The sequence below is a fragment of the Trinickia acidisoli genome, assembly GCF_017315725.1.
Lineage (GTDB): Bacteria > Pseudomonadota > Gammaproteobacteria > Burkholderiales > Burkholderiaceae > Trinickia > Trinickia acidisoli.
The window spans coordinates 949,337-975,763 of sequence record NZ_JAFLRG010000002.1 but is presented as its reverse complement, the minus strand read 5'-3'; the positions used below and the strand labels follow the sequence as shown (position 1 = coordinate 975,763).

The 26,427-nt window shown below is 62.2% G+C and carries 17 protein-coding genes; 6 read left to right on the top strand and 11 right to left on the bottom strand.

What is annotated here, in order from left to right; genetic code table 11:
* Nucleotides 1-157 precede the first annotated feature (157 nt).
* From J3485_RS22815 to J3485_RS22800, 4 genes are all read right to left on the bottom strand, one after another.
* Complete coding sequence (locus J3485_RS22815; RefSeq protein WP_206956583.1) at nt 158-1,354, bottom strand: hypothetical protein; 1,197 nt, start codon at nt 1,352-1,354, stop codon at nt 158-160.
* A gap of 395 nt (nt 1,355-1,749) precedes the next feature.
* Nucleotides 1,750-1,932: a rolling circle replication-associated protein gene (locus J3485_RS29085; protein ID WP_242538891.1), complete on the bottom strand. Its 183-nt coding sequence runs from the start codon at nt 1,930-1,932 to the stop codon at nt 1,750-1,752.
* A gap of 24 nt (nt 1,933-1,956) precedes the next feature.
* Complete coding sequence (locus tag J3485_RS22805; RefSeq protein ID WP_206956582.1) at nt 1,957-3,516, bottom strand: MFS transporter; 1,560 nt, start codon at nt 3,514-3,516, stop codon at nt 1,957-1,959.
* Between the two features lie 124 nt (nt 3,517-3,640).
* Nucleotides 3,641-4,381 (bottom strand): 3-oxoacyl-ACP reductase family protein, encoded by a 741-nt coding sequence (locus J3485_RS22800; RefSeq protein ID WP_206958301.1) that lies wholly within the window; start codon nt 4,379-4,381, stop codon nt 3,641-3,643.
* 97 nt (nt 4,382-4,478) lie between these two features.
* On the opposite strand from J3485_RS22800, the gene J3485_RS22795 reads away from it, so the two are divergent.
* Complete coding sequence (locus J3485_RS22795) at nt 4,479-5,126, top strand: TetR/AcrR family transcriptional regulator (protein WP_206956581.1); 648 nt, start codon at nt 4,479-4,481, stop codon at nt 5,124-5,126.
* 25 nt (nt 5,127-5,151) lie between these two features.
* On the opposite strand, the gene J3485_RS22790 is transcribed toward J3485_RS22795, so the two are convergent.
* Complete coding sequence (locus J3485_RS22790; RefSeq protein WP_206956580.1) at nt 5,152-5,874, bottom strand: GntR family transcriptional regulator; 723 nt, start codon at nt 5,872-5,874, stop codon at nt 5,152-5,154.
* A gap of 182 nt (nt 5,875-6,056) precedes the next feature.
* Here J3485_RS22790 and J3485_RS22785 point away from each other — a divergent pair, with 182 nt between their 5' ends.
* From J3485_RS22785 to J3485_RS22765, 5 genes are all read left to right on the top strand, one after another.
* Nucleotides 6,057-7,277, top strand: coding sequence for a pyridoxal-phosphate-dependent aminotransferase family protein (locus J3485_RS22785; protein ID WP_206956579.1), 1,221 nt, complete (start codon nt 6,057-6,059; stop codon nt 7,275-7,277).
* A gap of 181 nt (nt 7,278-7,458) precedes the next feature.
* Nucleotides 7,459-8,736, top strand: a complete 1,278-nt coding sequence (locus tag J3485_RS22780) for an MFS transporter (RefSeq protein ID WP_206956578.1) — start codon at nt 7,459-7,461, stop codon at nt 8,734-8,736.
* A 50-nt stretch (nt 8,737-8,786) separates the two neighbouring features.
* Complete coding sequence (locus J3485_RS22775) at nt 8,787-9,545, top strand: 2-keto-4-pentenoate hydratase (protein WP_206956577.1); 759 nt, start codon at nt 8,787-8,789, stop codon at nt 9,543-9,545.
* A gap of 31 nt (nt 9,546-9,576) precedes the next feature.
* On the top strand, nt 9,577-12,600 hold the full coding sequence (locus J3485_RS22770) for an FAD-binding and (Fe-S)-binding domain-containing protein (RefSeq protein WP_206956576.1): 3,024 nt from the start codon (nt 9,577-9,579) through the stop codon (nt 12,598-12,600).
* A 319-nt stretch (nt 12,601-12,919) separates the two neighbouring features.
* Nucleotides 12,920-13,675: a hypothetical protein gene (locus J3485_RS22765; RefSeq protein ID WP_206956575.1), complete on the top strand. Its 756-nt coding sequence runs from the start codon at nt 12,920-12,922 to the stop codon at nt 13,673-13,675.
* A gap of 114 nt (nt 13,676-13,789) precedes the next feature.
* Here the strand turns inward: J3485_RS22765 and J3485_RS22760 are convergent, their stop codons facing one another.
* The 6 genes from J3485_RS22760 to J3485_RS22735 all read right to left on the bottom strand — a co-directional run bounded on the left by J3485_RS22760 (nt 13,790) and on the right by J3485_RS22735 (nt 26,050).
* Nucleotides 13,790-15,268, bottom strand: coding sequence for an efflux transporter outer membrane subunit (locus J3485_RS22760; protein WP_206956574.1), 1,479 nt, complete (start codon nt 15,266-15,268; stop codon nt 13,790-13,792).
* Nucleotides 15,265-18,576, bottom strand: coding sequence for an efflux RND transporter permease subunit (locus tag J3485_RS22755; protein ID WP_206956573.1), 3,312 nt, complete (start codon nt 18,574-18,576; stop codon nt 15,265-15,267). Before J3485_RS22755 ends, J3485_RS22760 begins: the two co-directional genes overlap by 4 nt.
* Complete coding sequence (locus tag J3485_RS22750) at nt 18,573-21,713, bottom strand: efflux RND transporter permease subunit (RefSeq protein ID WP_206956572.1); 3,141 nt, start codon at nt 21,711-21,713, stop codon at nt 18,573-18,575. Before J3485_RS22750 ends, J3485_RS22755 begins: the two co-directional genes overlap by 4 nt.
* Nucleotides 21,714-21,731: 18 nt before the next feature.
* Nucleotides 21,732-22,970: an efflux RND transporter periplasmic adaptor subunit gene (locus J3485_RS22745; RefSeq protein ID WP_206956571.1), complete on the bottom strand. Its 1,239-nt coding sequence runs from the start codon at nt 22,968-22,970 to the stop codon at nt 21,732-21,734.
* A 222-nt stretch (nt 22,971-23,192) separates the two neighbouring features.
* Nucleotides 23,193-24,596, bottom strand: coding sequence for a sigma-54-dependent transcriptional regulator (locus J3485_RS22740; RefSeq protein WP_206956570.1), 1,404 nt, complete (start codon nt 24,594-24,596; stop codon nt 23,193-23,195).
* Nucleotides 24,581-26,050, bottom strand: a complete 1,470-nt coding sequence (locus J3485_RS22735) for a sensor histidine kinase (RefSeq protein WP_206956569.1) — start codon at nt 26,048-26,050, stop codon at nt 24,581-24,583. Before J3485_RS22735 ends, J3485_RS22740 begins: the two co-directional genes overlap by 16 nt.
* Nucleotides 26,051-26,427: the final 377 nt, after the last annotated feature.

The window sequence follows — 26,427 nt, the reverse complement described above, 5'->3', positions numbered from 1 at the left end:
CCGGAGGCGGCGATGGCTGCAACGGACACGATCACCATGACGATATCAAAGTACGGCCTGCAGCCAACGACCGACAGTACGCAGTGCAGCTTCGCCTAGACATCGCATGAAATAGCGAACACAGCCAAAGGCGGCGACCGCCGCCTTCCACCATCTTTCACATCTTCCATCCTGTCGACGAAGAAACGTCAACTGCCATCCACGGATACCTCGATGCGCCCGCAACGATATCGACAAAGCCAAAATCTAACCTACCCCAGTATTCTGGCGCATCGTCCTCACCAACAGGACACCACAACCGCTCAATTCGTCCCTCCCACCGTTCGGCATCCTCCTTCCATATGGCGTGACACCGGCCGGATCGCACAAGAGATCCCCGAGCAAGATTATCCTCGGCAACCAGCACCGTTTCTTCCACAACCTTTTTAATCAAGGAAACAAACGCTTCGGCGATTTCTTCCGAGTGCTCCTCAAGCACTTTCTTTCGAAAAGAAAATTTGCAATTCTTTCTAATTTCGCATGAATCATCATCGGGCGCATCAAACCATATCGACGACTCCGAAATCCGCGTAATATATTTCCCAATAATCGGAAATAAACGTGGAATTGCAGACGTCCACAACAGCGTAGTGGTAACGGAGCGATATTTGCCGTCGCGTCGTTCTTTTATATTTGGCAATGAAAATCCGACAGCCAACTCGACCCAATCACCGGTGTTATCCTGACGCGGTACAAATCTATAGTCATTTTCAGCGCAGACAGCCGCAAGGGCCTGCAGATCGTGGTACCACTTGTCGTCGGTATTTGTAGGAACGGTGCCCGTGGAGCTTGTCATCCCGCCAAGATAGTCTTCCACCGGAGACAAAACTTGTTTTGCGTTCTGCCGAATCACCTCGATATCGTCGCCACTGATAGGGCGAAAGTGCGCCAACGCATTGCGAATATAACCAATTTCATCGAGCTTGGTTTTAATTAATTCCCTGGAACCTTTTAGGTGGCCTGCGAACAACCTCCAATATTCTTCGGACGCGATTATTCTCGACAATTCACCACCCGTCAAATACATGATGGGGCATGCCACCTGATAACCAAGATATTCAAATCCTTTTGCCTGACCTGCTCGGCGTTTGGCCGTTACGCTAATTGTGTTTGATGGCCCCCCATCCTCGACGGATATTTGAATGTTAACCCAATTGTCGAACATGGCGTTTTTCAGCACGGAGAAAACAAACATGCGAAGCGAATTCTCAAGTCGAAATAAAATATTGAGCGCCTCAAAATAGTGAATATGAAGCCAATGCCCCGGAATCTCATACGTTGAATCTCCCGTCTTCTTAGGATATCCCCACTCCATCTTTATCTCCCCGTTGGAATGCAATCCTCAGAGAATACCCCCGTTCGCAACCGCGAGGGAACTGAGGCTACTCTGGTGACTAAAAAATGTTTCCCGTTGCCATCCAGAACACGCCAACTCCCTGATTCCAATAGAACTGTGCAACATTGCAGGTACCACCGCTCGACAGGATGCACTGGTGCGCTGCAATTACAGCCTGTTGTGCGCTGCATTCGCGCCCAAGATGCACATATGGCTCGACCTCAGGCACAACGATTCCCCGGCTCGTCCAATAGCGTTTCTTATTGAACGTCGACGCGCCGGCATCCTTGCCGATGTACTTCGCGATGTAGCTCGCGATCCGATGCCGCATCGCACGGCCCTTGCCGCCGATCGGCTTGAAAGCGCAGTACTTCTTAAAGCGCCCCGGTGCTGTCGTTCACCGCGCCGTCCGTGCCGCGCTTGCTCACGACCGATAGCCAGATCGAACGCAGTAGCTTCCAATTCTGCCGGCCGCTTACGGCGACATGGATATGCCAGGCGCCCCGCTGTTGCCGTTCGAGCACAGCGACGTAATGGCATATAACGTCTGCGTTCATCGACCTCTCCAAAGGCGAGCCACGCTACGCTTCGCAATTGAGCGCCATGCTGCCGCTCGCTGCCTTGCGCGGCAGGCGCAGCATAACGAACGACGTCACCGCAGCCAACACGGTCAATGTCGCCAGCGCGAACAGCGTAGTGCGGAAAGCGTCGGCATACACCGTAATGAGCAGCGCACGGCTCGCTCGAGGCGCAATCGCGGCGGCGTGGGCGAAGTTGCCGGCCACCATATCGTTTGTGATGGCCCGAATCGCCTCTCCCGCTATGAGGCTATTGCGCTGCAAATCGGAATGTATCAGTGCCATCAGCGTCGCCCAGACCCCGGCCAGCGCAATCGCTTCGCCGGCCAGCCGCATGGTCGAGAAAATGCCGGTGGCCATGCCGGCACGCTCCTTCGGCACCACGCTGACCGACAGGTCGTCCATCAGGCCCCAAGGCAAGCCCGTGCCCATGCCGATCAGCAGCATTGGCCCGATCACCGCCATCGACTGCTGCCCCACCGGTACGAACGCGAGCCACACGAGACCGATTGCGGCAATCACCAGGCCAACCGCCGATAGTGTTCCCGACGAGACGCGCCGCGCCAGCCTGCCGGCGAGAAACGGCACGATGGCCATGGGTGCGGACAAGGGAATCATCATCGTGCCGGCCTTGATGGCGCTATAGCCTTCGACACCGATAAAACCGATCGGCATCACAATCAGGAGCACCACGAAGCAGACGGCGGTCGCCAGCGGCAGCAACTGCACCCCGATGAAACGCGGATACAGGAACAGCGACACGTCGAGCATGGGTCGCGTCTGACGCAATTCGATCCGCACGAAAGCGACCAGCAACGCCACGGCACTCAGCAACAACGAGAGCACCCACGCACTTGCCCAGCCAGATTGCGGCGCCAGTGTGATGCCGAAGATCAAGGACGACAACGCCGCCGTAAAGCTCAGCGTGCCCAACCAGTCGATGCCCCGCGCATCCGGGTCGCGCGTTTCGTGAATGCGCGGCACGCCGAAAATCAGCACCAGCAAGCCCAGGATCGCGCCGGTAAAGAAGATCGCGCGCCAGCCCAGCCATTCGATCAGAAATCCTGACCACATTGGTCCGAACGCGAGTCCCACGCCGAAGGTCGTGCCCAGCAGACTGAAGGCCCGGGTGCGATCCGGGCCTTCGAATTCTTGCGCGAGCGTCGCAGCGCCACCCGCCATGGCGAGCGCGGCGGCGATGCCCTGCGCGCCGCGCAGCACATCGAGCACGACAAGATTGGGCGCCAGTGCGATCACGAGCGACAGCATCGTGAACCCGATCATGCCAGCGCGAAAGATGCGCTTGCGTCCCACCTGATCGGCCAGCGCGCCGGCTGCCATCACGCAACTGCCAAATGCCAGCACGAACGCGTTGACCACCCAGGCAAGCGCCATCGGGTTGCCGCCCAGTTCGCGCGCGATCACGGGCGTGGCAACCGCCGGTCCGGTGAAACTGAGCGGCATCGCCAGTCCTGCCAGGCAGACGGTAGCCAAGATGAACGCTTTGGCGTCGGCGCCGTCTGTGCGATGTCTATTCGCATCGCTCTCCGAGGTTACTTCCATCTGAAATCCTTAGCGCGCGCTTTTAAATCGAACGACAGGCGACTCTGCATAGCAGCAGACCTCATCCATGGAAAGGACATGCTTCGGGTTCCGAGTAGCTATCCGCTACTCGCCGCAGTGCATCTCAGATGTTGTAGCCGCCGTCGATAGTCAACGCCGCGCCGGTGATGAAGCGACCTTCGTCGCTGGCGAGATAGGCAACAAAGCCGCCGATATCTTCGCCGTTGCCGTAGTGGCCAAGCGCCATCAATGCACGCAACGAATCTGCGTGCGCGCCATCGGCCGGGTTCATGTCGGTGTCGATGGGGCCTGGTTGCACGAGATTCGCCGTGATGCCGCGCGGGCCGAGATCGCGTGCGATGCCTTTGGTCAGGCCGATCAGCGCGGACTTACTCATCGCGTACAGTGCGCTGCCGGGCAGCGGCACACGTTCGGCGTTGCAACTGCCGATGGTGATGATGCGGCCGCCTTCTCCCATGTGCCTCGCTGCGGCCTGTGCACCGGCGAACACGGCGCGCACGTTCACCGCCATGATGTGCTCGAACTCGTCGAACGTAAATTCGTCGAATGTCTTCCAGTAGCCGATGCCCGCGTTACTCACGAGAATATCGATGCGTCCCAGCTCGGCTACGGTTCGATCCACCGCCTCGACGACGGCATGTGGGTCCGCGCTGTCAGCGACAAGCGCCAGCCCGCGCCTACCCGTTTCGGTGATCTCCTTCACCACGCCGATCGCCTTGGCCGCCGAACTGGCGTAAGTGATGGCAACATCCGCGCCCTCTTGGGCCATCCGCCTTGCGATTGCCACGCCGATCCCACGGCTTGCGCCCGTTACCAGCGCGACCTTTCCAGTCAGTCGAGTCATCGTATGTCCTTCCGATTGATTAACGATCGTTATAGAATAGCCAGAAATATCTGAGATCGTCAAATTCTTTAGTAACTGTTAAAAAATTGGATCCGGCATGCCCGAACGTGGACGTCCGCGCAGTTTCGATCGTGAAACGGCTCTGCAGCAGGCAATGGAAGTGTTTTGGGCGCGTGGCTACGAAGGCACGTCTATGGCTGACCTGACTGCTGCAATGGGGATCAAGGCGCCCAGTTTGTATGCTGCATTCGGCGACAAGGCAGCGCTATTTCGCGAGGCGGTGGCGCACTATCGCGCCACCGAAGGCAGTTCGACCAGCAAGGCATTGCGCGAAGCTGTTTCCGCGCGCGAAGCAGTTGAGGGTATGTTGATGGCGGCAACTGCCGATCTCACCATGAATGGGCGGCCACGCGGTTGCCTTGTGGTCCTAGGCGCCACCAACTGCGCGCCGCCCAACGGGGCGGCGAATGAGTTTTTGCGCGGCCTGCGGCTTGCCACATCACAAGACATCCGCAAACGCCTTGTGCAAGGTCTGGCGAACGGAGAATTGCCGAAGAGCACCGACGTCGACGATCTCACGGCCTATTTCGTTACCGTGTTGCATGGCATGTCGTTACAAGCGCGCGACGGCGTCACGCAAAAAACGCTGGAGGCGGTCGTACGCACGGCGATGGCGATTTGGCCCCCTCCGCAACAGGCAACGCGATATGAAAACGATGCTATTCAACCTATCGCGTCAGATTAGGCAGAGTTGAGGGGTATCTCTTTCCTCACGCCACATCCCCCACCGTCCCCGAATCCTCCAGACCCATCAGCAACACCGCATCGCGCTTCTCCAACAAATGACGCCGCAAAATGCCGGCTAGCGCTTTCCCGTCACGCGCCTCCAGTGCCTTGATGATCTCTTCATGGTCGTGCACCGCGCGATCCCATTTCTCGACGTGCTGATTCGAGCGAAAACGCATGGCCATGATGCGCCGGTTGATCGACTGATACGTATTGCGCAATACCGAGTTACGCGCCGCCTCGTTGATACGGTCGTGGATCTCTTGGTTGCGGCTGTAGTAGCCCGGCAGATCGTTCTGTAATCGACACGCCAGCATTGCGTAATGCAGCGCCTTGATATCGGCAAGTTCCGCCGCAGTCATTCGCTCGCAGGCCAACTCACCGGAAAACGCTTCGAGCCCCGACATCAGTTCGAATGTCTCCCGGATTTCCGATTCGCTCATGCGGTAGACGCTTGCCCCGCGGTTGGGCAGCAATACGACCAAGCCCTCGGAGGCCAGCACCTTGAGGGCCTCCCGCAGCGGAGTCCGCGAGATACCGAGCGTCTCGCACATCTCCCGCTCGTTCAGCCGAGTACCCGGCTCGAGCACGCCTTCCACGATGAACCTGCGTAGGTGTTCCACCACCGTGTCGTGCAGCCGTTGGCGTTCCAGCGGCGGGAGCAGAGGCGCCCCGCCACTCGGGGTTCGTTGGGTGGATTCTTGCATGCAAAGTCCTTTGTCCTCATCTGCCGCGATTTTACTGCAACTCGTGCACCCGCACTAAGCTACCCCCGAGCACCGGGTAAACACCACGGGATATAGCGAAATCTTCCCTGGAGATCGGCCCCTCGGTCTGCTACAGTATTTTGCATGCAAAATTCAAAATTCAACCAAGGAGCCAAAAGGCCATGCTGAACCTCGACTTTCATCCGTCCGGTCGCCATTTCCTGCAGATCCCGGGGCCGAGCCCCGTTCCCGATCGCATTCTGCGGGCGATGAGTTACCCGACCATCGATCACCGCGGCCCCGAATTCGGTGCGCTGGGACGCAAGGTGCTGGCCGACATCAAGAAGGTGTTCAAGACCGAACACCCGGTGATCATCTATCCGGCTTCCGGTACGGGTGCATGGGAGGCAGCGCTCTCCAACACCCTGAGTCCCGGCGACGCCGTGCTGATGTACGAAACCGGTCAATTCGCAACGCTCTGGAAGAAAATGGCCGAGGCGCTGGGCCTGAAGCCCGAATTCATCGGCCTTCCGGGCCTAGACGGCTGGCGACGCGGGGTGCAGGCGGACATGATCGAAGCGCGCTTGCGCGCGGACACGGCCCACGCAATCAAAGCGGTTTGCGTCGTGCACAACGAAACGTCGACGGGCGTCACGTCCGATATAGCGGCCGTTCGGCGCGCCATCGATGCGGTGCGTCACCCAGCCTTGCTGATGGTCGATACGATCTCCGGTCTCGCATCGGCCGACTATCGCCACGACGAATGGGGTGTCGACGTGACGGTGTCCGGTTCGCAAAAGGGGTTGATGCTGCCGCCCGGCATCAGCTTCAACGCGCTCTCTCCCAAAGCAATCGAAGCAAGCCAGCACGCGAAATTGCCGTGCGCGTTCTGGGGCTGGGCCGAGATCATCGAAGCCAACAAGACCGGCTACTGGCCATACACACCCAATACCAACTTGCTCTATGGCCTGTCGGAAGCGCTCGACATGATCCTCGGCGAGGGATTGGAGAACGTGTTCGCCCGCCATCGCCGGTTAGCGGAGGCCACGCGCCGCGCCGTAAGCGCGTGGGGCCTGCAGATTCAGTGCGCCGACCCGGCTGTCTACAGTCCGGTGTTGACCGGTGTGATCATGCCCGAGGGTGTCGACGCCGATGCCGTACGCAAAATTGTTTACGAGCGGTTCGATATGTCGCTGGGGCAAGCACTCGGCAAAATCCGCGGCACGATGTTCCGTATCGGCCATCTTGGCGACTGCAACGACCTCACGTTGATGGCGACGCTCGCCGGCTGCGAAATGGGATTGAGGCTCGCCGGCGTTGCTGTCGCGGCGAGCGGCGTGGTCGCGGCGATGGACTATCTGACCTCGACCGCACGAACCGCCTCGTTGCGCGCGGCAGCCTGAGCGCATCTGCAAGGTGGCGCGCACGACAGCCGCGCGCCATCGCTTCCATTCGATTGCTACTTGTCCGCATGGGATTACTTCGCCCAGGTCGATGGGCGATCGTGAAATCTCGCTGACACAACATGTAGCCGCAAATAAGCCCGGCTCCAAGTACCGGGCCTACAACATCAGGAGACGAGACATGAAGCTGGTCCGCGCGACGAATGTCGTATTGGTGATGTTGTGCGTGATGTATTTCATCACATACCTCGACCGTGTCAACGTAAGCACGGCCGCTGCCGGTTTCGGCCGGGAATTCGGATTGAACAAAACAGAGATCGGGCTCGTCTTCTCGGCCTTCGCCTATCCGTACCTCGTATTCCAGATCATCGGCGGTTGGGTGAGCGACCGCTTTGGCGCTCGTCGCACGCTGCTCGCGTGCGGGTTGCTCTGGGCCGTGGCAACGGTACTCACCGGCTGCGCGGGCGGACTCCTCGCGTTATTGGCTGCCCGGCTTCTTCTCGGACTCGGCGAAGGTGCGACCTTCCCGGCCGCGACCGCGGCCATGTCACGGTGGGTACCTCGCGAGAAGCGCGGCTTTGCGCAGGGCCTCACGCATGCCTGCGCTCGTGTCGGTAACGCCGTCGCGCCGACCGCGATCGTAGCGGTCATGGCCGTGTACGGTTGGCGCATGTCGTTCTACATTTGCGGTGGCCTCAGTCTGCTCTGGTTGTTGGCTTGGGCGCTGACCTATACCGAAGACCCGAAAGACCATCCCCGCATGACGCAGGCCGAACTCGCCATCCTTCCGTTGCCGCGGCAGAAATCGACGAACATCCCGTGGGGTTCGCTCTTCAAGCGCATGATGCCGGTTACGGTCGTCTATTTCTGCTACGGCTGGACGTTGTGGCTCTTTCTGAGTTGGATCCCGCAATACTTTTTGCACAGCTATTCGCTGGATCTTAAAAAGTCCGCGGTGTTCGCATCCGCAGTGTTCTTCGCCGGAGTGCTCGGCGACACCCTGGGCGGCGTGGTGACCGACAAGCTCTATACGAAAACGGGCCGCCTGAAAATCGCTCGGAGTTGGATGGTTGCCGTGTGCATGCTGCTGACGATGTCGTCACTCCTGCCCTTGCTGTTCATGCACGATCTCTACGTGTCGGTGATTTGCCTGGCCTCCGGCTTCTTCTTCGCCGAAATGACGATTGGGCCGATGTGGGCGGTGCCGATGGACGTTGCACCCGAGTACTCCGGTACGGCCAGCGGCATGATGAATTCGGGCTCCGCGCTTGCGGCTATCTTGTCGCCCGTTATCTCCGGCTACGTGATCGATCGGTTCGGTAGCTGGGAATTGCCGTTTATCGGAAGTATCGCTCTGACAGCGCTGGGCGCGATCCTCGCATTTCGCATGCAGCCGGAGAGCCGCTTCGTCAACGAGTGCGACGCACCCCAAGCCGTTAGCAAGCGTTCCCCTGCATAAGCCCAACATTGCGCTGCCCAACCGGCAGTGCTCATCAATTCTTGAATCCAATGACTCACACCACGCACGAACTGGCCGCCCTGCTCTCAGCCGGATGGGAGAACGGTATCGCATTCCGCGATTTGCCGGCCGAACTCGTTCCCGCCGATATCGACGCCGCGTATGCCGTGCAGGATCAACTGCTGTGCCTACGCAACGCCGCGATCGGCGGCTGGAAGGTCGGCGCAAAATCGCCGGATGACGCGATCCGTTGCTCGCCGTTGCCGAAGGATTGCCTGCGAGAGAGTGGCGCGACGCTATCGCGCCGCGCTTTTCGACCGCTCGGCCTCGAATTGGAGATCGCGTTCCGCTTCGGGCGCGATTTCGAACCGCGCCCTGCAGCCTACAGCGATGAGGACGTGCTCGGCAGCATCGCACAGATGGCCGCGGCCATCGAGGTGGTCGCCAGCCGCTATCGAGAATGGCCCGGGGTCCCCCCCACGGCGCAACTTGCCGATCTGTTGAACCACGGGGCGCTCGTGGTCGGCGAGACGGTACCCTATCGCGCCGATTTTCCGTTCGCAACTCCGGAGCCGTCGTTCACGTTCGGCGGCCATAGCGTCATCAGCGGCGCTGCGTGCAATCCCGCGGGCGACCCGCGTCGCCTTCTGCCTCGGCTCGTGAATCATGCAACGCAGCGAGCAATGGCATTACCCGCCGGCACGATCGTCACCACGGGCTCATACACCGGCATGTACTTTCCGGGGGACGCGGGCTCGGCGAACGGCCACATCCCGGGGCTCCCTCCCGTGAGCGTCACGTTCATCTGACACGTCATCTCTTTCCGTATCCATCGCCGCCATGACTTCCGCTGTCTCTTCGCCATTGTTGCAACCCGTACGTCTCTTGCCGTCGCACAGCGCCGCGCTCTCGCCGCTGTTTTCGCAGCTTCGCAAGCAATTGCGCGGAGACGTCTACGCCGATCGTGCAACCCGTGGACGCTATGCCACGGACGCATCCATTTATCAGATCATGCCTTTGGGTGTCGTCGTGCCACGCGATCAAGCCGATCTCCTCGTGGCGCTCGATATCGCGCGCGACCGGAAGATTCCGGTCCTGGCTCGCGGGGCGGGTACCAGCCAGTGCGGACAGACGGTCGGCGAAGCGCTCGTGATCGACAATAGCAAATGGCTCAATCGGATCGTCGATTTCGATGCCGATGCGCGCACCGTGACCGTCGAGCCCGGTATCGTGCTCGATCACTTGAACGCCTGGCTCAAGCCGCACGGGCTGTGGTTTCCGGTGGACGTATCGACGGGCGCACAGTGCACGATCGGGGGCATGGCCGGCAACAATTCGTGCGGCTCTCGATCGATCGAATACGGGAATATGGTGCACAACGTTCTCGCGATCGATGCGGTGCTCGCTGACGGCAGCGAATGCCATTTCGGCTCGCTGGCGCATTCGATAGAGGGCGATCGTACGCGCGACATTTTACTAGGCCTCGAGCGCATCGCACGGCGCGAGCGCGACGAGATCGTCGAACGGGTGCCGAAGGTGCTGCGCCGAGTGGCGGGGTACAACATCGACCTTTTCGAATGCCAGAACCCGCGCGCGTATTCCGACGACGGCCACGCCAATCTTTCTCATATCCTCGTGGGCTCCGAAGGCACGCTTGCCTACAGCCGTCGGATTACGCTCAAGCTTGCGCCGCTGCCGGCACATAAGGTTTTAGGGGTCGTGAATTTTCCGACCTTCTACCAAGCGATGGAGATGACGCAACACATCGTCGCGCTCAAGCCGACGGCAGTGGAACTGGTCGATCGGACCATGATCGACCTTTCGATGGAGAATCCCGCGTTCCGCCCTGTCATCGAGCAGGCTTTGGTGGGGCAACCCGACGCGATATTGCTCGTTGAGTTTGCCGGAGAGTCGCGCGACATCCAACTCAGTCAACTTGATCGCCTTGCAGAGCTCATGGCCGATTTGGGTTTTCCCGGCAGCGTAGTGAAGATGCCCGAGGCCAATGCTCAGAAAGCGCTGTGGGATGTCCGCAAGGCCGGCTTGAACATCATGATGAGCATGAAAGGCGACGGCAAACCGGTGTCCTTCATTGAAGATTGCGCAGTACCGCTGGAAAATTTGGCCGAATACACGCGTCGATTGACCGATGTCTTCCACAAACACGGGACCGAGGGCACGTGGTATGCGCATGCCAGCGTCGGGACGCTACACGTGCGCCCCATTCTCGACATGCGGCGAGACGGGGCAACGCATATGCGCGAGATCGCGGACGAGGCCGCCGCGCTCGTGCGGGAATACAAGGGGGCCTACTCCGGTGAGCACGGCGATGGCCTTTGCCGCGGCGAATGGGTGGCCTGGCAATATGGCCCTCGCATCAACGCGGCCTTTGCGGAGATCAAAGCTCTCTTCGATCCAGACAACCGCTTCAACCCGAACAAGATCATCGACCCGCCGCGCATGGACGCGCGCGAGCATTTCCGCTTCGCGCCCGGCTACGCGGCCCTGCCGCTACAGCCCGCACTCGATTGGTCCGCGTGGAACGTCAACCGCGATCCATTGACCGGCAAGCAGACCGATCCCGGTACCGGCGCCGACGCCACGCATGGCCTCGCCTCGGCCGTGGAGATGTGCAACAACAATGGCCATTGTCGAAAGTTCGATGCAGGCACGATGTGTCCGAGCTATCGCGTGACGCGCGATGAACAACACGTCACGCGCGGCCGCGCCAATACGTTGCGCCTTGCGGTGACAGGACAACTCGGTCGAGACGGCCTTGCCGGCGACGACGTCAAGGCGGCGCTGGATCTTTGCGTGTCCTGCAAGGGATGCAAGCGCGATTGCCCGACCGGAATCGACATGGCGCGCTTCAAGATCGAAGCACGCCATGCCTGGAACATGAAGCACGGATCGACCCTGCGCGAGCGACTGATTGCCTATCTGCCGCGTTATGCGCCGTGGGCTGCACGCGTGCGCCGCGCGTTGACGGTTGCGGAGAAGGTGCCATATATCGCGCCCGCAGTGAAACGATGGATCGGGCTGGCATCGCAGCGGACGTTGCCGAAATTTTCGCGGCCATTCCTGTCGCGTGTTCAGTTCTCTTCTTCCGACATCGAATCTTCCTCTCGGGAAGTTCTGCTCTTTGTCGACACATTCAGCAACTATTACGAGCCAGAGAACGCACGCGCGGCTCAGGCCGTCCTCGAGGCTGCCGGCTACACCGTTCGCTTCAATACTCGGGCGGGCGAGCGCCCCTTGTGTTGCGGCCGCACGTTCCTCGCTGCAGGTCTTGTCGACGCAGCCAAGGCGGAGGCACGCCGCACGCTGGATGCGTTGCGGCCCTATCTCGAGCGGGGTGTCGCCGTCGTCGGACTCGAGCCTTCCTGCTTGCTTTCAATGCGTGACGAGTTTCTGACCTACGGCTATGGCGATGACGCAAAGCGATTGGCCAGTCAGGCTTATCTATTCGAAGAATTCCTCGTGCACGAGCACGAAGCGGGACGATTGAGGCTGCCTCTACGCGCGCTCGATGTATCGGAGGCACTCGTGCACGGGCATTGCCATCAGAAGGCCTTCGATGCGTTTGCCCCCGTGCAGACGGTCCTTCGTTGGATTCCGGAGCTCAATGTCTCCCCCATCGAATCGTCGTGCTGCGGAATGGCAGGCAGCTTCGGTTACGAGGCGGAGCATTTCTCAACCTCGCAGGCGATGGCGGAATTGTCATTGCTGCCGGCGGTGCGCAAACGTCCCGATGGCGCGATCGTCGTCGCGGACGGTACCAGTTGTAGGCATCAAATCAAGGACGGCGCTCAAACAGAAGCGGTCCACGTGGCCAGGGTCTTGGAGCGTGCTTTGATTGCTTAGCGGTTGAGCCTCCTTCGATTGTTGTCGTCACGTGGGCATCCGATTGTCTATGGGGCGCTTGCTACTTACACCGACGTTGCAAGTGCTACTAACTCTCGTAAGTAACGACCCGGGTTCGCAGTTTGCGAAGGGTTTCATCGAATTGTCATGGCGCGGACTACGGAACGAAGCCCTTCGAACGCGTGGGGCGTCGCACATAATTCCGGCCCATCAATACGTGCACCGCGTTCGAGGCAATTGGGATGATGCACGTTGCGAGCGGCAACCGTGGTTCGCCGTTTCGCGCTCGGGTTTTCGGTATTTACTTAGGAGAACTAACGTGTATCCCACAGGTACTGCTCCGATCCATGCACGGATTGGCTATATTCCCGATTCGACGCCGCCGCAACATAACCCGCCGCCCGCGAAGAAGGCCGATTCGGGAATCACAGCCGGCAATGCTCATCTCGTCTGGGGCGTCGACGGACACGGCGTGACGGCAACCGCAACGCTCGAGAACAATCAGAATCAAACGGTCGGTTCGGTCGTCGTCGACCATGCGAACGATACCGTTACCGTGACTGCATACGACCCGAGTACGGGCAAGCCTCGCGTCGACCCGAATACCGGAAAAACACGCGCAGCGACGTTTTCATATGTCGACGGCAACATCGTCAATCAGGGTGGCCTTCATTCCGAGGACCTCGCCCCAGATCCCGACGACTATTTCACTCAAGGTCCCCAGCAAGAGGTGACGCTGCAATGCGGCACTGTGAATACGCCCGCCATCTCGGTGGATGTCGCGTACAACCTCAACGGCTACAATCTTGACGGCAGCAGTACGGGGCTCGGCGTCGTCATCTCCATGCCGTCCAAACCGGGTTCCGATCCAGTCAATCCCTACGTCAACGACGACGAATTGATGATTTCTGCAGGCGGTCTCAAGCCGGATGGTTCGTTCGCCGATCCGAACCAATTGACTGCTCAGTACGACCGCAATTGGGCTAGCGAAGAGGAAGTCGATACAGACTATGTTTCACCGATGCCGCCTGCCGATCACCAATCCATTATCGACAAATTGTTTTCCTGGCTGTAAACGGCGTGTATTCGTTCTCACGACGTGCCGTCGACCAATCTGCAAATTGAGATCTGCCGCGACCGAATATCAATGCGTTCGGTCGCGCCACCGCTCCGTTCACGCGTGTTGTTATCACGGCACCCATGCACGCTGCGGCTGCCGCCGCGGATCATGCAGCGTATCCGCCGACCACCCTCCCCCCAAATCGCCAATCAACGACGCCGCATCGAGAAGCCGCTGTTGCTGGACATTCAACGCGCTTTGCTCGTCGGTGAGTTGCGTCGTCTGCGCGGTCGCGACTGTCGTGTAGTCGACGGTGCCTGCCTGATATTCGTTGAGCGCGATTTCGGTGCCGCGCGTCGCGTCGCGCACGGCGGCGGCCAGCGCATCGGCCTGTTGTGCCAGGATACGTAGCCCGGCCAGGTCGTTCTCGATGTTCTGGAACGCCGTGAGCACAGCGCCGCGATAGTTGGCGACGGCGGCATCGTAAGCGGCCTTCGCGGCGGCGACTTCGGCGTTGCGTTCGCCGCCGTCGAAGATCGTCTCGGTGGCGCTGCCGCCGAGCGACCACACGTAGTTGCCGATCCGCAGCAGGCCGTTGAGCGGCGATTGAGTGAAGCCGTCGAGCGCCGAGAGCGAAATCGACGGGTAATAAGCCGCCACCGCGACGCCGATCGACGCGTTGGCCGACGCCATTTGCCGCTCGGCAATGGCGATGTCGGGGCGGCGCTCCAAGAGCGTCGACGGCACGCCGGTGGGAATCGTCGGCAGTATCGGCAGCGCCGGGCTGTGCGCAATCGTGAGATCCTCGGGGTTCTTGCCGACGATCACCGCAATCGCATGCGCGTTCTGCGCGCGGGCGATGCCGAGCGCGATCAGGCTCGCTCGCGCGTTGTCGAGCTGGGTGCGCGCGGTGATGAGATCGGACGGCGGCACGGTGCCCGCTTTGTCTTGATCGGCGACGACTCGCAGATATCCCGTGTACGCCTCGACCGTGCGTTGGAGAAGATCGATGTTGGCGTCGGTGATGCGCAGATCGATGACGGCCGTGGCGAGCGCGATCTGCTCCGAGAGCGTCGCGTTCGCAAGCGTCGCCTCGCTCGCCTGCGCGGTGGCCGCGCTCTCTTCGATCTGGCGACGCACGAGGCCCCATAAGTCCGGCGCCCAGCTCACGCTGCCTTCGAGCGAGCCGGAGTTGTTCACGGCCTGGAAGTTGCCGAGCCGCGAGCTGCTCGCGCTAGCGAGGCTGCCCGTCGAGGTGCGCGCGCGTGTGACGGAGCCGGTCGCGCCTAGTGTCGGAAACAGCGCGCTGCGCGCGACACGCACCTCGGCGAGCGCCTGCTGGTAGTTCGCATAGTCTTGACGCACGGTCTGGTTCGACACGCTAACGAGCGGTTCCAACTCGTCCAGCAGCGGATCATGAAACGCGGTCCACCAATCGCCCTTCGGCCCCGCCGCCGCGTCGGGCTCGGCCTCGGTCCAGCCTTCGAGTTCTTGATAATGCGCGGGCACGGCCACTTGGGGCTTGCGATAGTCGGGCCCCACCATACAGCCGCCGAGCAGCAAGATCATGACGGCGGCCAGCGGTTTGGAGAATGTCTTCATCGTCATGCACTCGTATCCGGTCGGCGGTTCCACGGCAGCCGCGCGCTCCACTTCACGAGCCTCGCGCGCAGACGGTCGAGGTAGAGGTAGATCACAGGTGTCGTGTACAGCGTAAAGACCTGGCTCAAGATCAAGCCACCCATCACCGTCACGCCAAGCGGCTGGCGCAGCGAAGCGCCCTGCCCGATGCCGACCGCGAGCGGCGCCGCGCCGAGCACGGCGGCCGCGGTCGTCATCATGATCGGCCGCAGCCGGATCACGGCGGCTTCGTGGATGGCTTGCTTCGCGTCCATGCCTTGCTGGCGCTGCAACTGGATCGCGACGTCGACCATCATGATCCCGTTCTTCTTCACGATCCCGATCAAGAGGATGATCCCGATCAGCGCGATCACCGAGAACGGCGTCCCGAAGATCAGCATCGCGAGCGTTGCGCCGATGCCGGCCGACGGCAGTGTCGAGAGAATCGTGAGCGGGTGGATCGTGTTTTCGTAGAGGACGCCGAGCACGATGTAGACGACGATCAGCGCAGCGAGGATCAGCAAAGGAATCGCGAACAACGACTGCGCGAATGCTTGCGCGGCGCCGGCGAACGCGCCGTGGATCGATGCGGGCATGCCGATCGCCAGCGCGGCCTTGTCGATCGCCGTCTTGGCCTCGCTGAGCGAGCCGCCCGTCGGCAGGTTGAACGAGACCGTCGCGGCAACGAGCCCGCTCTGGTGGTTCACCTGCGTTGCCGTGTGATTGCTGGCGTAGGTCACCATCGCGGGCAGCGGCACCATGCTTTCGGCCGCCGTGCTGTCGGCGCTGCCGCTCGAACTGCCGCCCTTGCTGTTCGAAATGCTGTTCGTGAGCTGGTTCGCTTCGGCATTCGCGTTCAGCGAGTTCGTCGTCTCGGCGGCGCTTTGCGCGCCGCTCACCGCTACTGCTTGCCGGACCGCCGAGACGGTGCCTCCGGGCATCTGTGTCTGGTTCGTGCCGCTCGCGTTGCCGGCCGCCGTGCTCAGGAAGACGTTGTCGAGGGTCTGCGGATATTGCCAGTAAGGCGGCGCCACCTCCATCACCACGAAGTACTGGTTGAGCGCGTTGTAGATCGTCGAGACCGTACGCTGACCGAACGCGTCGTACAGTACGTTGTCGATCTGGTTCGGCGCGAAGCTGTAGCGCATCGCAGTGCTGCGGCTGATGCTGAGATAGGTCTGCAAGCCGTTTTGTTGCAGGTCCGAGTTCACGTCCGTCATCTGCGTGCGGTACTTGCCGAGCTCCGCGACGAGCTTCGGCACCCATTTGAAGAGCGCATCGGGATCGTCGCTCGTCAGCGTGTACTGGTACTCGGCCGCCGATTGCCTGCCGCCGATCCGCAAGTCCTGCTGTGCCTGAAGGAAGAGCCGAGCGCCAGATACGGCATTGAGCTTCGGCCGCAACCGGTTGACGACTTCGGTCGCGGAAAGATGTCGCTCGCTGAGCGGCTTGAGTTCGATGAAGACGTTCGCGGTATTGAGCGCGCGGCCGCCCGTGAAACCGGCGACGGCCGCCACGGCTGGATCCTGCTGCACGATGCCCTGCAACTGCGCGAGCTTTTGCTTCATCGCAGGAAACGAGATGCTCTGGTCGGCGATGATCTGGCCAATCAGGATGCCCGTGTCCTGCTCCGGGAAGAACGTCGCGGGCAGCAGCCGGAACAGGAACACGTTCGCCGCCAGCAAACCGATCAGCAGGAGGCCGATCAATAGCGCATGGTCGAGCACGGCATGCAGCGTGCGTGAATACATGTTCTTGAAGCGGTCGAATTGGCTTTCGATCCACATCGCCCAGCGCGACTTCGAATGCTCGACGCTCTGGCGCGTGAGCACGTAGGCACACATCGTCGGCGTGACCGTCAGCGAAATCACGAGCGAGATCAGGATCGCGATCGACAGCGTCATCGCGAACTCATGAAACAGCAGGCCGAGGATGCCCGGCATCAGCATGATCGGCAGGAACACCGCGATCAGCGACAAGCTCATGGAAATCACCGTGAAGCTGACTTCGGCGCTGCCTTGCAACGCCGCCTCGCGCGGCGGCATGCCCGCCTCCACGTGACGCACGATGTTTTCGAGCACCACCACGGCGTCGTCGACGACGAAGCCGGTGCCGATCGTCAACGCCATCAGCGAGAGATTGTCGATGCTGTAGCCGAGCAGGTACATCGGCCCGAACGTGCCGACGATCGATAACGGCAGCGCGGTGGCCGGAATCAGGGTGGCGCGCGGCGACAGCAGGAAGATGAACACCACGCCGATCACGAGCAGCACGGCGATGAACAGCGTGCGTTCGGTATCGTCGACGGACGCCTTCACCGACTGCGAATGGTCGATCGCAATGCCGACGTGGATGCTGCTCGGCAGCGCCGCCTCGATGATCGGCAAGCGCGAGCGGATTTGCTCGACCGTCTTGACCACGTTGCCGCCCGGCATCGGATAGACGATCACGAGCACGGCGGACTTTCCGTTGTACAGCCCCGCATTGCGGATGTTTTCGTTCGAATCGATGACCTCGGCCACGTCGCGCAACTTGACGGGTGCGTCGTTGCGGTAGGCGACGATCAGATCCTTGTAGGGCGCGGCCGTGCTGATCTGATCGTTAGACAGGATCTCGTAGCGCTGGTCGCCCTGGTCGATGTGGCCCTTGGCGCTGTCCGCATTGGCCGCCGCGATCGCCGCGCGCACGTCTTCGAGGCCGATGCCGTAGCTCGTGAGCTTGCCCGGTTGCAATTCGACTCGCACCGACGGCAATGCGCCGCCGCCCAGCGTGATCTGCCCGACACCCGAAATCTGCGAGAGCTGCTGCTGAATCACCGAATCGGCGGAATCGTAGAGCTGGGCCGTGGTGAGCGTATCGGAGGTGAGCGCGAGCACCATCACGGGCGCGTCGGCCGGATTGTATTGGCGGTAAGACGGGTTGCTGCGCAGCGTCGTCGGCAAGTCGGCACGCGCGGCCTGGATCGCCGCTTCGACGTCGCGCGAGGCGCCGTTGATGTCGCGATTCAAGTCGAACACGACGATGATCATCGACGAGCTCGTATAGCTGATCGACGTCAACTGGTTCACGCCCGCGATGGTGCCGAGGCGCCGCTCGAGCGGCTCGGCCACCGTGGATGCCATGATTTCGGGGCTACCGCCCGCCATGTTCGCCTGCACGACGACGACCGGATAAGCGATGTTGGGCAGCGGCGCGACGGGCAGACGGAAATAGGCCAGCACACCCGACAGCGCAATCGCGATCGCAAGCAGCGTGGTCGCGACGGGCCGCCGGATGAAGATGGCCGAGATGTTCACGGCGCGCTCCGGTTGCTCCGGTTGCTCCGGTTGCTCCGGTTGCTCCGGTTGCTCCGGTTGCTCCGGTTACGCACGCGCTGCGCGAGCCGGTCGAACATCAGATAGATGACGGGCGTCGTGAACAGCGTGAGTAGCTGGCTCAACATCAGCCCCCCGATGATCGCAAGGCCGAGCGGGCGGCGCAGCTCCGAGCCCGTGCCGGTGCCGAGCAGCATCGGCAGCGCGCCGAGCATGGCCGCGAGCGTCGTCATCAGGATCGGCCTGAAGCGCAGCAGCGACGCCTCGAAAATCGCTTCCCTCGGCGGCTTGCCGTGCACGCGCTCGGCCACGAGCGCGAAGTCGACCATCATGATCGCGTTCTTCTTGACGATGCCGATCAAGAGCACGATGCCGATGATGCCGATCACGTCCAAGTCGCTGCCCGCGATCATCAGCGCGAGCAGCGCACCGATCCCGGCCGACGGCAGCGTCGAGAGAATCGTCACCGGATGAATATAGCTCTCGTAGAGCACGCCGAGCACGATATAGACGGCGGCGAGCGCGGCAATCAGCAGATAGACCTCGCTGGAGAGCGAATCCTCGAACGCCTGCGCCGTGCCCTGGAACGCCGACTGGATCGACGGCGGCAGGTTGACCGCTTTTTCGGCCGCGCGAATGCGATCGACGGCCGTCGACAGCGACGCGTCCTTCGCGAGGTTGAACGAGATCGTCACCGCGGGGAATTGCGCGAGATGGCTGATGACGAGCGGCGAGCGCGTGATGCTGATCTTCGCGATGCCTTTGAGCGGGACTTGCCCGCTGCTGCCCGTCTGGCTCGGCAGATACAGATTGCCGAGCGACGCTACGTTGGACAGCGATTCGGGCTTGGCCACGAGAATCACACGGTATTGGTCCGACTGCTCGAAGATCGTCGAGACGATGCGCTGGCCGAGCGCGTCGTAGAGCGCGTTGTCGATCGTCGCCGCCGTGATGCCGTAGCGCGCCGCGAGCTGCCGGTTCACTTCGACGTTCACGCTCATGCCGTCGGTGTCGAGGTCGCTCTGAACGTCCGTGATCGCGGGAATCTGCTTCATCTTCTCGACGAGCGCGGGCACGTACTGGTTGAACGCCTGCTGGCTCGGGCCACGCAGCACGAACTTGTATTGATTCGGCGAGATTGTCGTATCGAGCGTCAAGTCCTGTTCGGGCTGCACATAGAGCTTGATGCCGGGCACATCGGCAACTTCGTCCTGCAAGCGGCGCGCGATTTCCTGGGCCGTGAGCGAGCGGTCGTCGCGCGGCTTCAGGTTGATGAGAAAACGCCCGTTGTTCAACGTCGTGTTGGTGCCGTCGATGCCGACGTAGGACGTGACCGACACGACGTCGGGATCCTTGAGGATTGCGTCGGCAAGCGCCGCCTGACGCGTCACCATCGCGTGGTACGACACGGAGTTGTCGGCTTCGCTGATGCCTTGGATCACGCCGACGTCCTGCACCGGGAACAATCCCTTCGGTATGACGATGTACAAGACGACGGTCAGCACGAGCGTGCCGAGCGCGACGAGCAGCGTGAGCATCTGATGCTCGAGCACCCAGCGCAGGCCGCGGTCGTAGGCGTTGAGGGTCTTGTTGAAGAGGCCTTCGCTGATGCGCTCGAAGCGGCTCGGGTGCCGCTGCGCCTGCGCGCGCAAAATCCGCGCGCACATCATCGGCACGACGGTCAGCGACACTACGGCCGAAATCACGATCGTCACCGCGAGCGTGATTGCGAATTCACTGAACAGTCGCCCGATCACGCCGCCCATGAACAGAAGCGGAATCAGCACCGCGATCAGCGAAACGGTCAGCGACAGGATCGTGAAACCGATCTGCCCTGCCCCTTCGAGCGCCGCTTCGAGCGGGCTCATGCCCTCCTCCAGATAGCGCACGATGTTCTCGATCATCACGATCGAGTCGTCGACGACGAAGCCCGTTGCAATGATGAGCGCCATCAGCGAGAGGTTGTCGATCGAGTAGTTGAGCTCGTACATCACCGCGAGCGTGCCGACGAGCGACACCGGCACCGAGATGCTCGGGATGACCGTCGCCGGCACGTTGCGCAGGAACACGAAGATCACGGCCACGACGAGCGCGATCGCGAGCAAGAGTTCGAATGCGGCATCGGAGACCGACGAGCGGATCACACCGGTGCTGTCGCCGACGATCGTCACCTGCATGCCCGCCGGCAGCGTCGATTCGAGTATCGGCAGTTGCTTCTTGATCTGATTGACCGTGGCGATCACGTTTGCGCCCGGTTGCCGCTGCACGTTCAGCACGATCGCGGGCGTACGGCCGTACCAGGCGCCGCGCTCCACATCCTCGGCCGCCTGGCTCACGCGCGCGACATCGCGCAGATAGACCGGCGCGCCGCTCTGGTAGGCGATCACGGCGTCGAGATAGTCTTGCGGGTCCGAGATCTGATCGTTCGCGTTGATCGTGTAGTCGAGCTCCGGGCCGTCGAAGTTGCCTTTTGGCTGGCTCACGTTGACGTTCGCCAGCAGCGAGCGCAAGTCGTCGATATTGAGGCCGTAGGCCGCGAGCTTTTGCGGATCGGCTTCGACGCGCACGGCCGGCACGTTGCCGCCCGCCGTCGTGACGACGCCCACGCCCGACACCTCGGAGATCTTCGTGGCGAGCCGGTTGTTCGCGGCGTCTTGCAACTGCGTCAGCGACATCGATTTCGACGTTACCGCGAGCGTGAGGATCGGCTGGTCGGCCGGATTCACTTTCGCGTAGGTCGGCGGCGCCGGCAGGCCGCTCGGCAAAAAGCTGTTGGCCGCGTTGATCGCCTGCTGGACGTTCTGTTGCGCGACGTCGAGGTTCAGCGATAGATCGAACTGCAACGTGATGACCGACGCGCCTTCCGAGCTATACGAAATCATCTGCTGCAAACCGGGGATCTCGCCGAGCTGCACTTCGAGCGGAGCGGTCACCGTGGTTGCCATCACGGTCGGGCTCGCGCCGGGGTAGAACGTCTGCACCTGGATCGTCGGATAGTCGACGTTGGGCAGCGACGACACCGGCAGGAAGCGCACGGCGACGAGCCCCAGCATCACGAGCGCGATCATCAGCAGCGACGTGGCGACCGGCCGGAGGATGAAGAGGCGCGAGATGTTCATCGGCGTGCGCCTCGCGCCTTACGAAGCTTGCGACGCGGCGCTCGCTTCGCGCCGGTGGTGCGTACCGCTCGCACCGCCGGGCGCCGACGCCGCGGCTGCGCCGCTGGCCGCGGGCCGCGCCTGCGCGACTTGGATCTTCGCGCCGTCGGAGAGCCTGTCCATGCCGTCGGTGACGACGGTGTTGCCGGCCGCGAGGCCTGACGCGATCACCGTATGCTTGCCGTCGCTCGGCCCGAGCGTGACCTTGTGCACCGACACGGTTTGGTCGGCATTGACGAGATAGACGTAGTCGCCGGGCGCGCCGCTTTGCACGGCGGGCGTCGGCACGAGCACCGCGTTCTGCATCGTATCGACGAGCAGCTTCACGTTGACGAACTCGTTCGGGAACAGCGCTTCGTCGTCGTTCGCAAACGTCGCGCGCATCGAGACGGTACCGGTGGCCGTCGCCATCTGGTTGTTGATCGCGTAGAGCGTGCCGGTGCCGACCTCGCGCGTGTTGTCGCTGCTGTACGCGGTCACCGTCATCTTCGCACCCGCGTTGAAGCGCTGCAGCACGTCACCGAGCGAGTTCTGCGGCACGGTAAACTCGATGGTGGTCGGTTTCATCGTCGTGATGACGGCGATGCCGGGCTGGCTCGACGCCGTCACGTAGTTGCCGGGATCGACGAGACGTAAGCCTACCCGTCCGGAAACGGGCGAGGTGATATGGCAATAAGTGAGATCGAGCGCGAACTGCGCGATGTTGGCTTCGTCGGATTTGACCGCGGCCTCGTCCTGCTGCACGAGAAACTTCTGATCGATGTAGGTCTGCTCGGCGATCGATTTCTTTTCGTAGAGCTGCGAGTAGCGCGCGAGGTCGGAGCGGGCTTGCGCGAGCGAGGCTTTGTCCTTGGCGAGTTGCGCCTCGGCCTGCTGCTTCGAGATTTCATATTGGCGCGGGTCGATCTGGGCGAGAAACTGCCCTTTCACGACGTCCTGCCCCTCGCGGTAGCCGACCTCGACCAGATAGCCGCTGAGTTGCGGCAGCACGGTAACGGTGGCGATCGGGGTGACCGTGCCGAGTTCGGACAGGACGACCGGCATCGCGCCGAGCGTCGCGGCGGCAACCGTCACCACTTGCCGCGCCGCGCCGCTCGCGGGCGCCTTCTTGTGAAGAATATGCATGACGATGAGCGCGACGAGCACGAGCACCACGACCGCAATCACCACGCGGGAAAGGCTCGAGCGCTTCGCTGGGGCGGGCGATGCCTGGCTCATACCAGCCTCCGGATACGATGACTGCCTTCAGATGACAGAGGACTCCGGCCCACCGGCAAAGCTTGGTACGCACGGCAGGCGCCTCCTGCTGGGCACAACCAAAGCAAGCATCAAGACGAACGCGGCGCTTTTCCGCCAGAGGCTCGCCGTTTTCACTGGGCATTGTCACGTGGTCGTTGCCCATTCGCAAGTCCGCAGCGTAACGCAGACTGACCAATAAGACTACGCCCCCGGCCCACTGCGCCGCGGCGGCGCAGCATTCGAGCCATTCGAATGATCCGTCTCGGCCGCGCCGGCATCTTCGTCCGGCGATTCGATCCCATATCGCTTGAGCTTCACATAAAGTGATTGCCGATTGATATTGAGCCGCCGCGCCGCATCGGTCCGGTTGTTGCCGCTGTATTTCAGCGCACGCCGTATCAGCATCTCCTCGAGCCGCGCGAGCGCCGACGGCAAGTCCTCGTCGGGCCAATCGACGATCGGCTCGCCGGGTTCGCGATCCTGCTCGAGAAAGACGAGGTCGGTCGTATGGATGTACTCGCCGCGCACCATTACCGCGACGCGCTCCATCGCGTTCTTCAGTTCGCGTACGTTGCCGGGCCAGCCGTGGCGGATCAGGCGCGCGGCGGCGTCGGCGGACAAGCGCTTACGCACCCCCGCGCGCGCCAAGAAATACTCGGCGAGCGGGACGATGTCGGCAATACGCGCCGACAGCGGCGGCAGGTGGATCGGCACGACGTGCAGCCGATAGTAGAGATCTTCGCGGAACGTGCCCTCGCGCACGGCGCGCGTCAAATCGTGATGCGTCGCGGCGATCACACGCACCTGGACCGGAATCGGCCTGCCGCCGACCGGCGTGACGATTCGTTCTTGCAGCGCGCGTAGGATCTTGGCCTGCATCGCGATCCCCATGTCGCCGATCTCATCGAGAAACAACGTGCCATGCTCGGCCTGCCGGAACGCGCCGTCACGATCGGCGGTTGCCCCCGTGAATGCACCGCGCACGTGGCCGAATAGCTCGCTTTCGAGCAGATCGTCCGGAATCGCCGCGCAATTGACCGCGACGTACGGGCCGCGATGGCGCCGGCCGTGCTCGTGGATCGCGCGCGCCACGACTTCCTTGCCTGTGCCGGTCTCGCCCGTGATCAGCACCGTCGCGTCGCTGTCGGCGAGCACGCCGATCGTCTTTTGCACCGTGCGCATCGCATCGCTCGAACCAACCAGCGTCTCGGGCTCGGCGCTCGCCGCGGGCGATTGCGTCCCCACCACGCTGCTGAGCATGCGTTCGATGACGCGAGCGAGGTCGTCGCGGCCGATCGGCTTCGTCAAATGGTCGAACGCGCCGAGCCGCATCGCTTCGATCGTGTTCGATGCGGTCGCGTGTGCGGTCAACACCGTTACCGCCGGCATGACGGGCCGCTCGCGCATGCGCCTGAGCACTTCGAGCCCATCGATGCCCGGCATCCGTAGGTCGAGCAACACCGCATCGATCGCTTCGCGGTCGAGCAGGTCGAGCGCGACCGCGCCGTTCGGCGCAAGGCAAGCGTTGTGGCCGAGGTCGCGGACGACCTCGGCGAGCGCATCGCGCATAGTCTCGTCGTCGTCGACGATCAGGACTTGGGCCATGGCAGAACGATTTCGAAGAGGGTGCCTTGGGGCGTCGGCACGAGTTGAGCAAAGCCGCCGTGCGCCTCCGCCACCTCGCGCACGATCGAGAGGCCAAGCCCCGTGCCGTCCGGGCGCCCCGTGACGAACGGCTCGAACAGATGATCGAGGATCTGCGCCGGCGGCCCGGCACCCTGATCGAGCACGGAGAAGACGGCGGCCTCGGCTGTGTGCCGTGCCGAGATTTCGATCGCCGTGCCAGGCGGCGCGGCCTCGATCGCATTGAGCACGAGGTTGTCGAGCGCGCGCTGCACCTGGTTCGGATCGAAGCGCGCCTCGTCGAGATCGCCGCTGTGCCTAATCGTCAGACGCTTCGCGCCAGCAAGGTCGACGTGCTGCGCGATGCTCGCATCGAGAAACGGGCCGATGCGCACGCGCTCGCGCTGCGGCTCATCATGCTCGGTGATGCTGAGTAAGCGCCGCACGAGCGCATCGAGTCGTTCGATCTGCCCAAGGATCACCTGTAACGCCTGCGGTTGCCGTTCGGGCCCGGCCGCGACCGCACTTTCGGCTTTGAGTCTCATTGCGGCGATCGGATTGCGGATCTCATGCGCGACGCCGGCCGCCACGCGCCCGATCGCCGCGAGTCGCTCGGCCGTCGCCATCTGCCGCGCAAGCGTATCGGCGCGGCGGCGCGCGGCCGAAAGGCGCCCGCCGGCTTCGTTGAGCGCGAGCACGATACGGTCGAGTTCGCGCTCGCGCGTTGCGGGCAGCACGGGAAGCTCGGCCAGATCATGTGTATTGAGTGCGGCTTCGATCTGCGATACATGGCGTGACCAGGTCATCGTCAAATGGGTAAGCAGCACCGCGGCCGCGAGCACGGTTGCGAGCAGGACGCCAAGCCCGGCCATCAATTGGTGATAGCTGCGGCTCGGGAAGTTCAACGTCCACCTCATCGTCCAGGCAGTTAGATTGGGAATCGGGCCTGGCAGCGGACAGGCGGCGAGCAGCAGGGTCTGCGACTGGCTCCCATAATGCTGGCTGACCGTATGATCGCCGCCTACCGCGGCTGCATTGATCGCGCGGATTCTCGGCAGTTCGCCGTCGGGCGGCGTCGTGCGCTTGACCGCGCCGACGTAGGTCGGGAAGGCGTACGCGAGCGAGCCTGTCGTGTCGCGCCAGATGCCGCCCTGGACGGTCGGACGTTCGCGCAGCGAGCGCTCCAGCATGGTGTTGAGCTGTTCGCTGAGCGCCGTGTAGTTGGTCGTATCGACGAGCCGAGGGTGCGTGACGCTGTATTGGCGATAGGCGGAGGCGATCGCATCACAGGCTCGACTGTTCTCGGTGGCGGCCTGGGCAAGCTGGGCGGCGGCCGACTGATGGAACAGCCCGACCATCAGCATTCCCGATGCGAGGGCCGCGCAGACGAGCAAAGCGAGCAGCACGATGAGGCGCCCGCGCAGGGATCGGAGCATCGCCTGTTTCCGGTTTATGCAGGTTGCGGTTGAGAAATCGACGGGCATTATCGTACGCGAAAGCCGTGCCAGATGATCGCCGCGATCGTCGCGGCGTGCGGGACACGGACCGCTCGGCCTCGCCGGCGGCCCCGATCGGACTTTGCGCGCGAAATCGGTGCACGAGTGTCGGGAATCACGACAGTCGCCGTCGCGATTCCCGACGGCTGACGATCAGCGCCCGTCGTGAACCGCCCGCCGAGTCGAGCGGGCATCGATGGCACGCTTCTTGCCATTATGCCCCCGCAATTGTTTCCCCCTTCATGCATGACCATACGCTGCGCGGCGCCGTGTCCCGATGATGGCGTCACGAGACGACGGTGCCGCAGCCGATGGCC

Bases quoted from the DNA above. Each gene is read 5' to 3' on its own strand.
- J3485_RS22815 (WP_206956583.1), bottom strand. From the start codon at position 1,354: ATGGAGTGGGGATATCCTAAGAAGACGGGAGATTCAACGTATGAGATT.
- J3485_RS29085 (WP_242538891.1), bottom strand. From the start codon at position 1,932: ATGAACGCAGACGTTATATGCCATTACGTCGCTGTGCTCGAACGGCAA.
- J3485_RS22805 (WP_206956582.1), bottom strand. From the start codon at position 3,516: ATGGAAGTAACCTCGGAGAGCGATGCGAATAGACATCGCACAGACGGC.
- J3485_RS22800 (WP_206958301.1), bottom strand. From the start codon at position 4,381: ATGACTCGACTGACTGGAAAGGTCGCGCTGGTAACGGGCGCAAGCCGT.
- J3485_RS22795 (WP_206956581.1), top strand. From the start codon at position 4,479: ATGCCCGAACGTGGACGTCCGCGCAGTTTCGATCGTGAAACGGCTCTG.
- J3485_RS22790 (WP_206956580.1), bottom strand. From the start codon at position 5,874: ATGCAAGAATCCACCCAACGAACCCCGAGTGGCGGGGCGCCTCTGCTC.
- J3485_RS22785 (WP_206956579.1), top strand. From the start codon at position 6,057: ATGCTGAACCTCGACTTTCATCCGTCCGGTCGCCATTTCCTGCAGATC.
- J3485_RS22780 (WP_206956578.1), top strand. From the start codon at position 7,459: ATGAAGCTGGTCCGCGCGACGAATGTCGTATTGGTGATGTTGTGCGTG.
- J3485_RS22775 (WP_206956577.1), top strand. From the start codon at position 8,787: ATGACTCACACCACGCACGAACTGGCCGCCCTGCTCTCAGCCGGATGG.
- J3485_RS22770 (WP_206956576.1), top strand. From the start codon at position 9,577: ATGACTTCCGCTGTCTCTTCGCCATTGTTGCAACCCGTACGTCTCTTG.
- J3485_RS22760 (WP_206956574.1), bottom strand. From the start codon at position 15,268: ATGACGATGAAGACATTCTCCAAACCGCTGGCCGCCGTCATGATCTTG.
- J3485_RS22750 (WP_206956572.1), bottom strand. From the start codon at position 21,713: ATGAACATCTCGCGCCTCTTCATCCTCCGGCCGGTCGCCACGTCGCTG.
- J3485_RS22745 (WP_206956571.1), bottom strand. From the start codon at position 22,970: ATGAGCCAGGCATCGCCCGCCCCAGCGAAGCGCTCGAGCCTTTCCCGC.
- J3485_RS22740 (WP_206956570.1), bottom strand. From the start codon at position 24,596: ATGGCCCAAGTCCTGATCGTCGACGACGACGAGACTATGCGCGATGCG.
- J3485_RS22735 (WP_206956569.1), bottom strand. From the start codon at position 26,050: ATGCTCCGATCCCTGCGCGGGCGCCTCATCGTGCTGCTCGCTTTGCTC.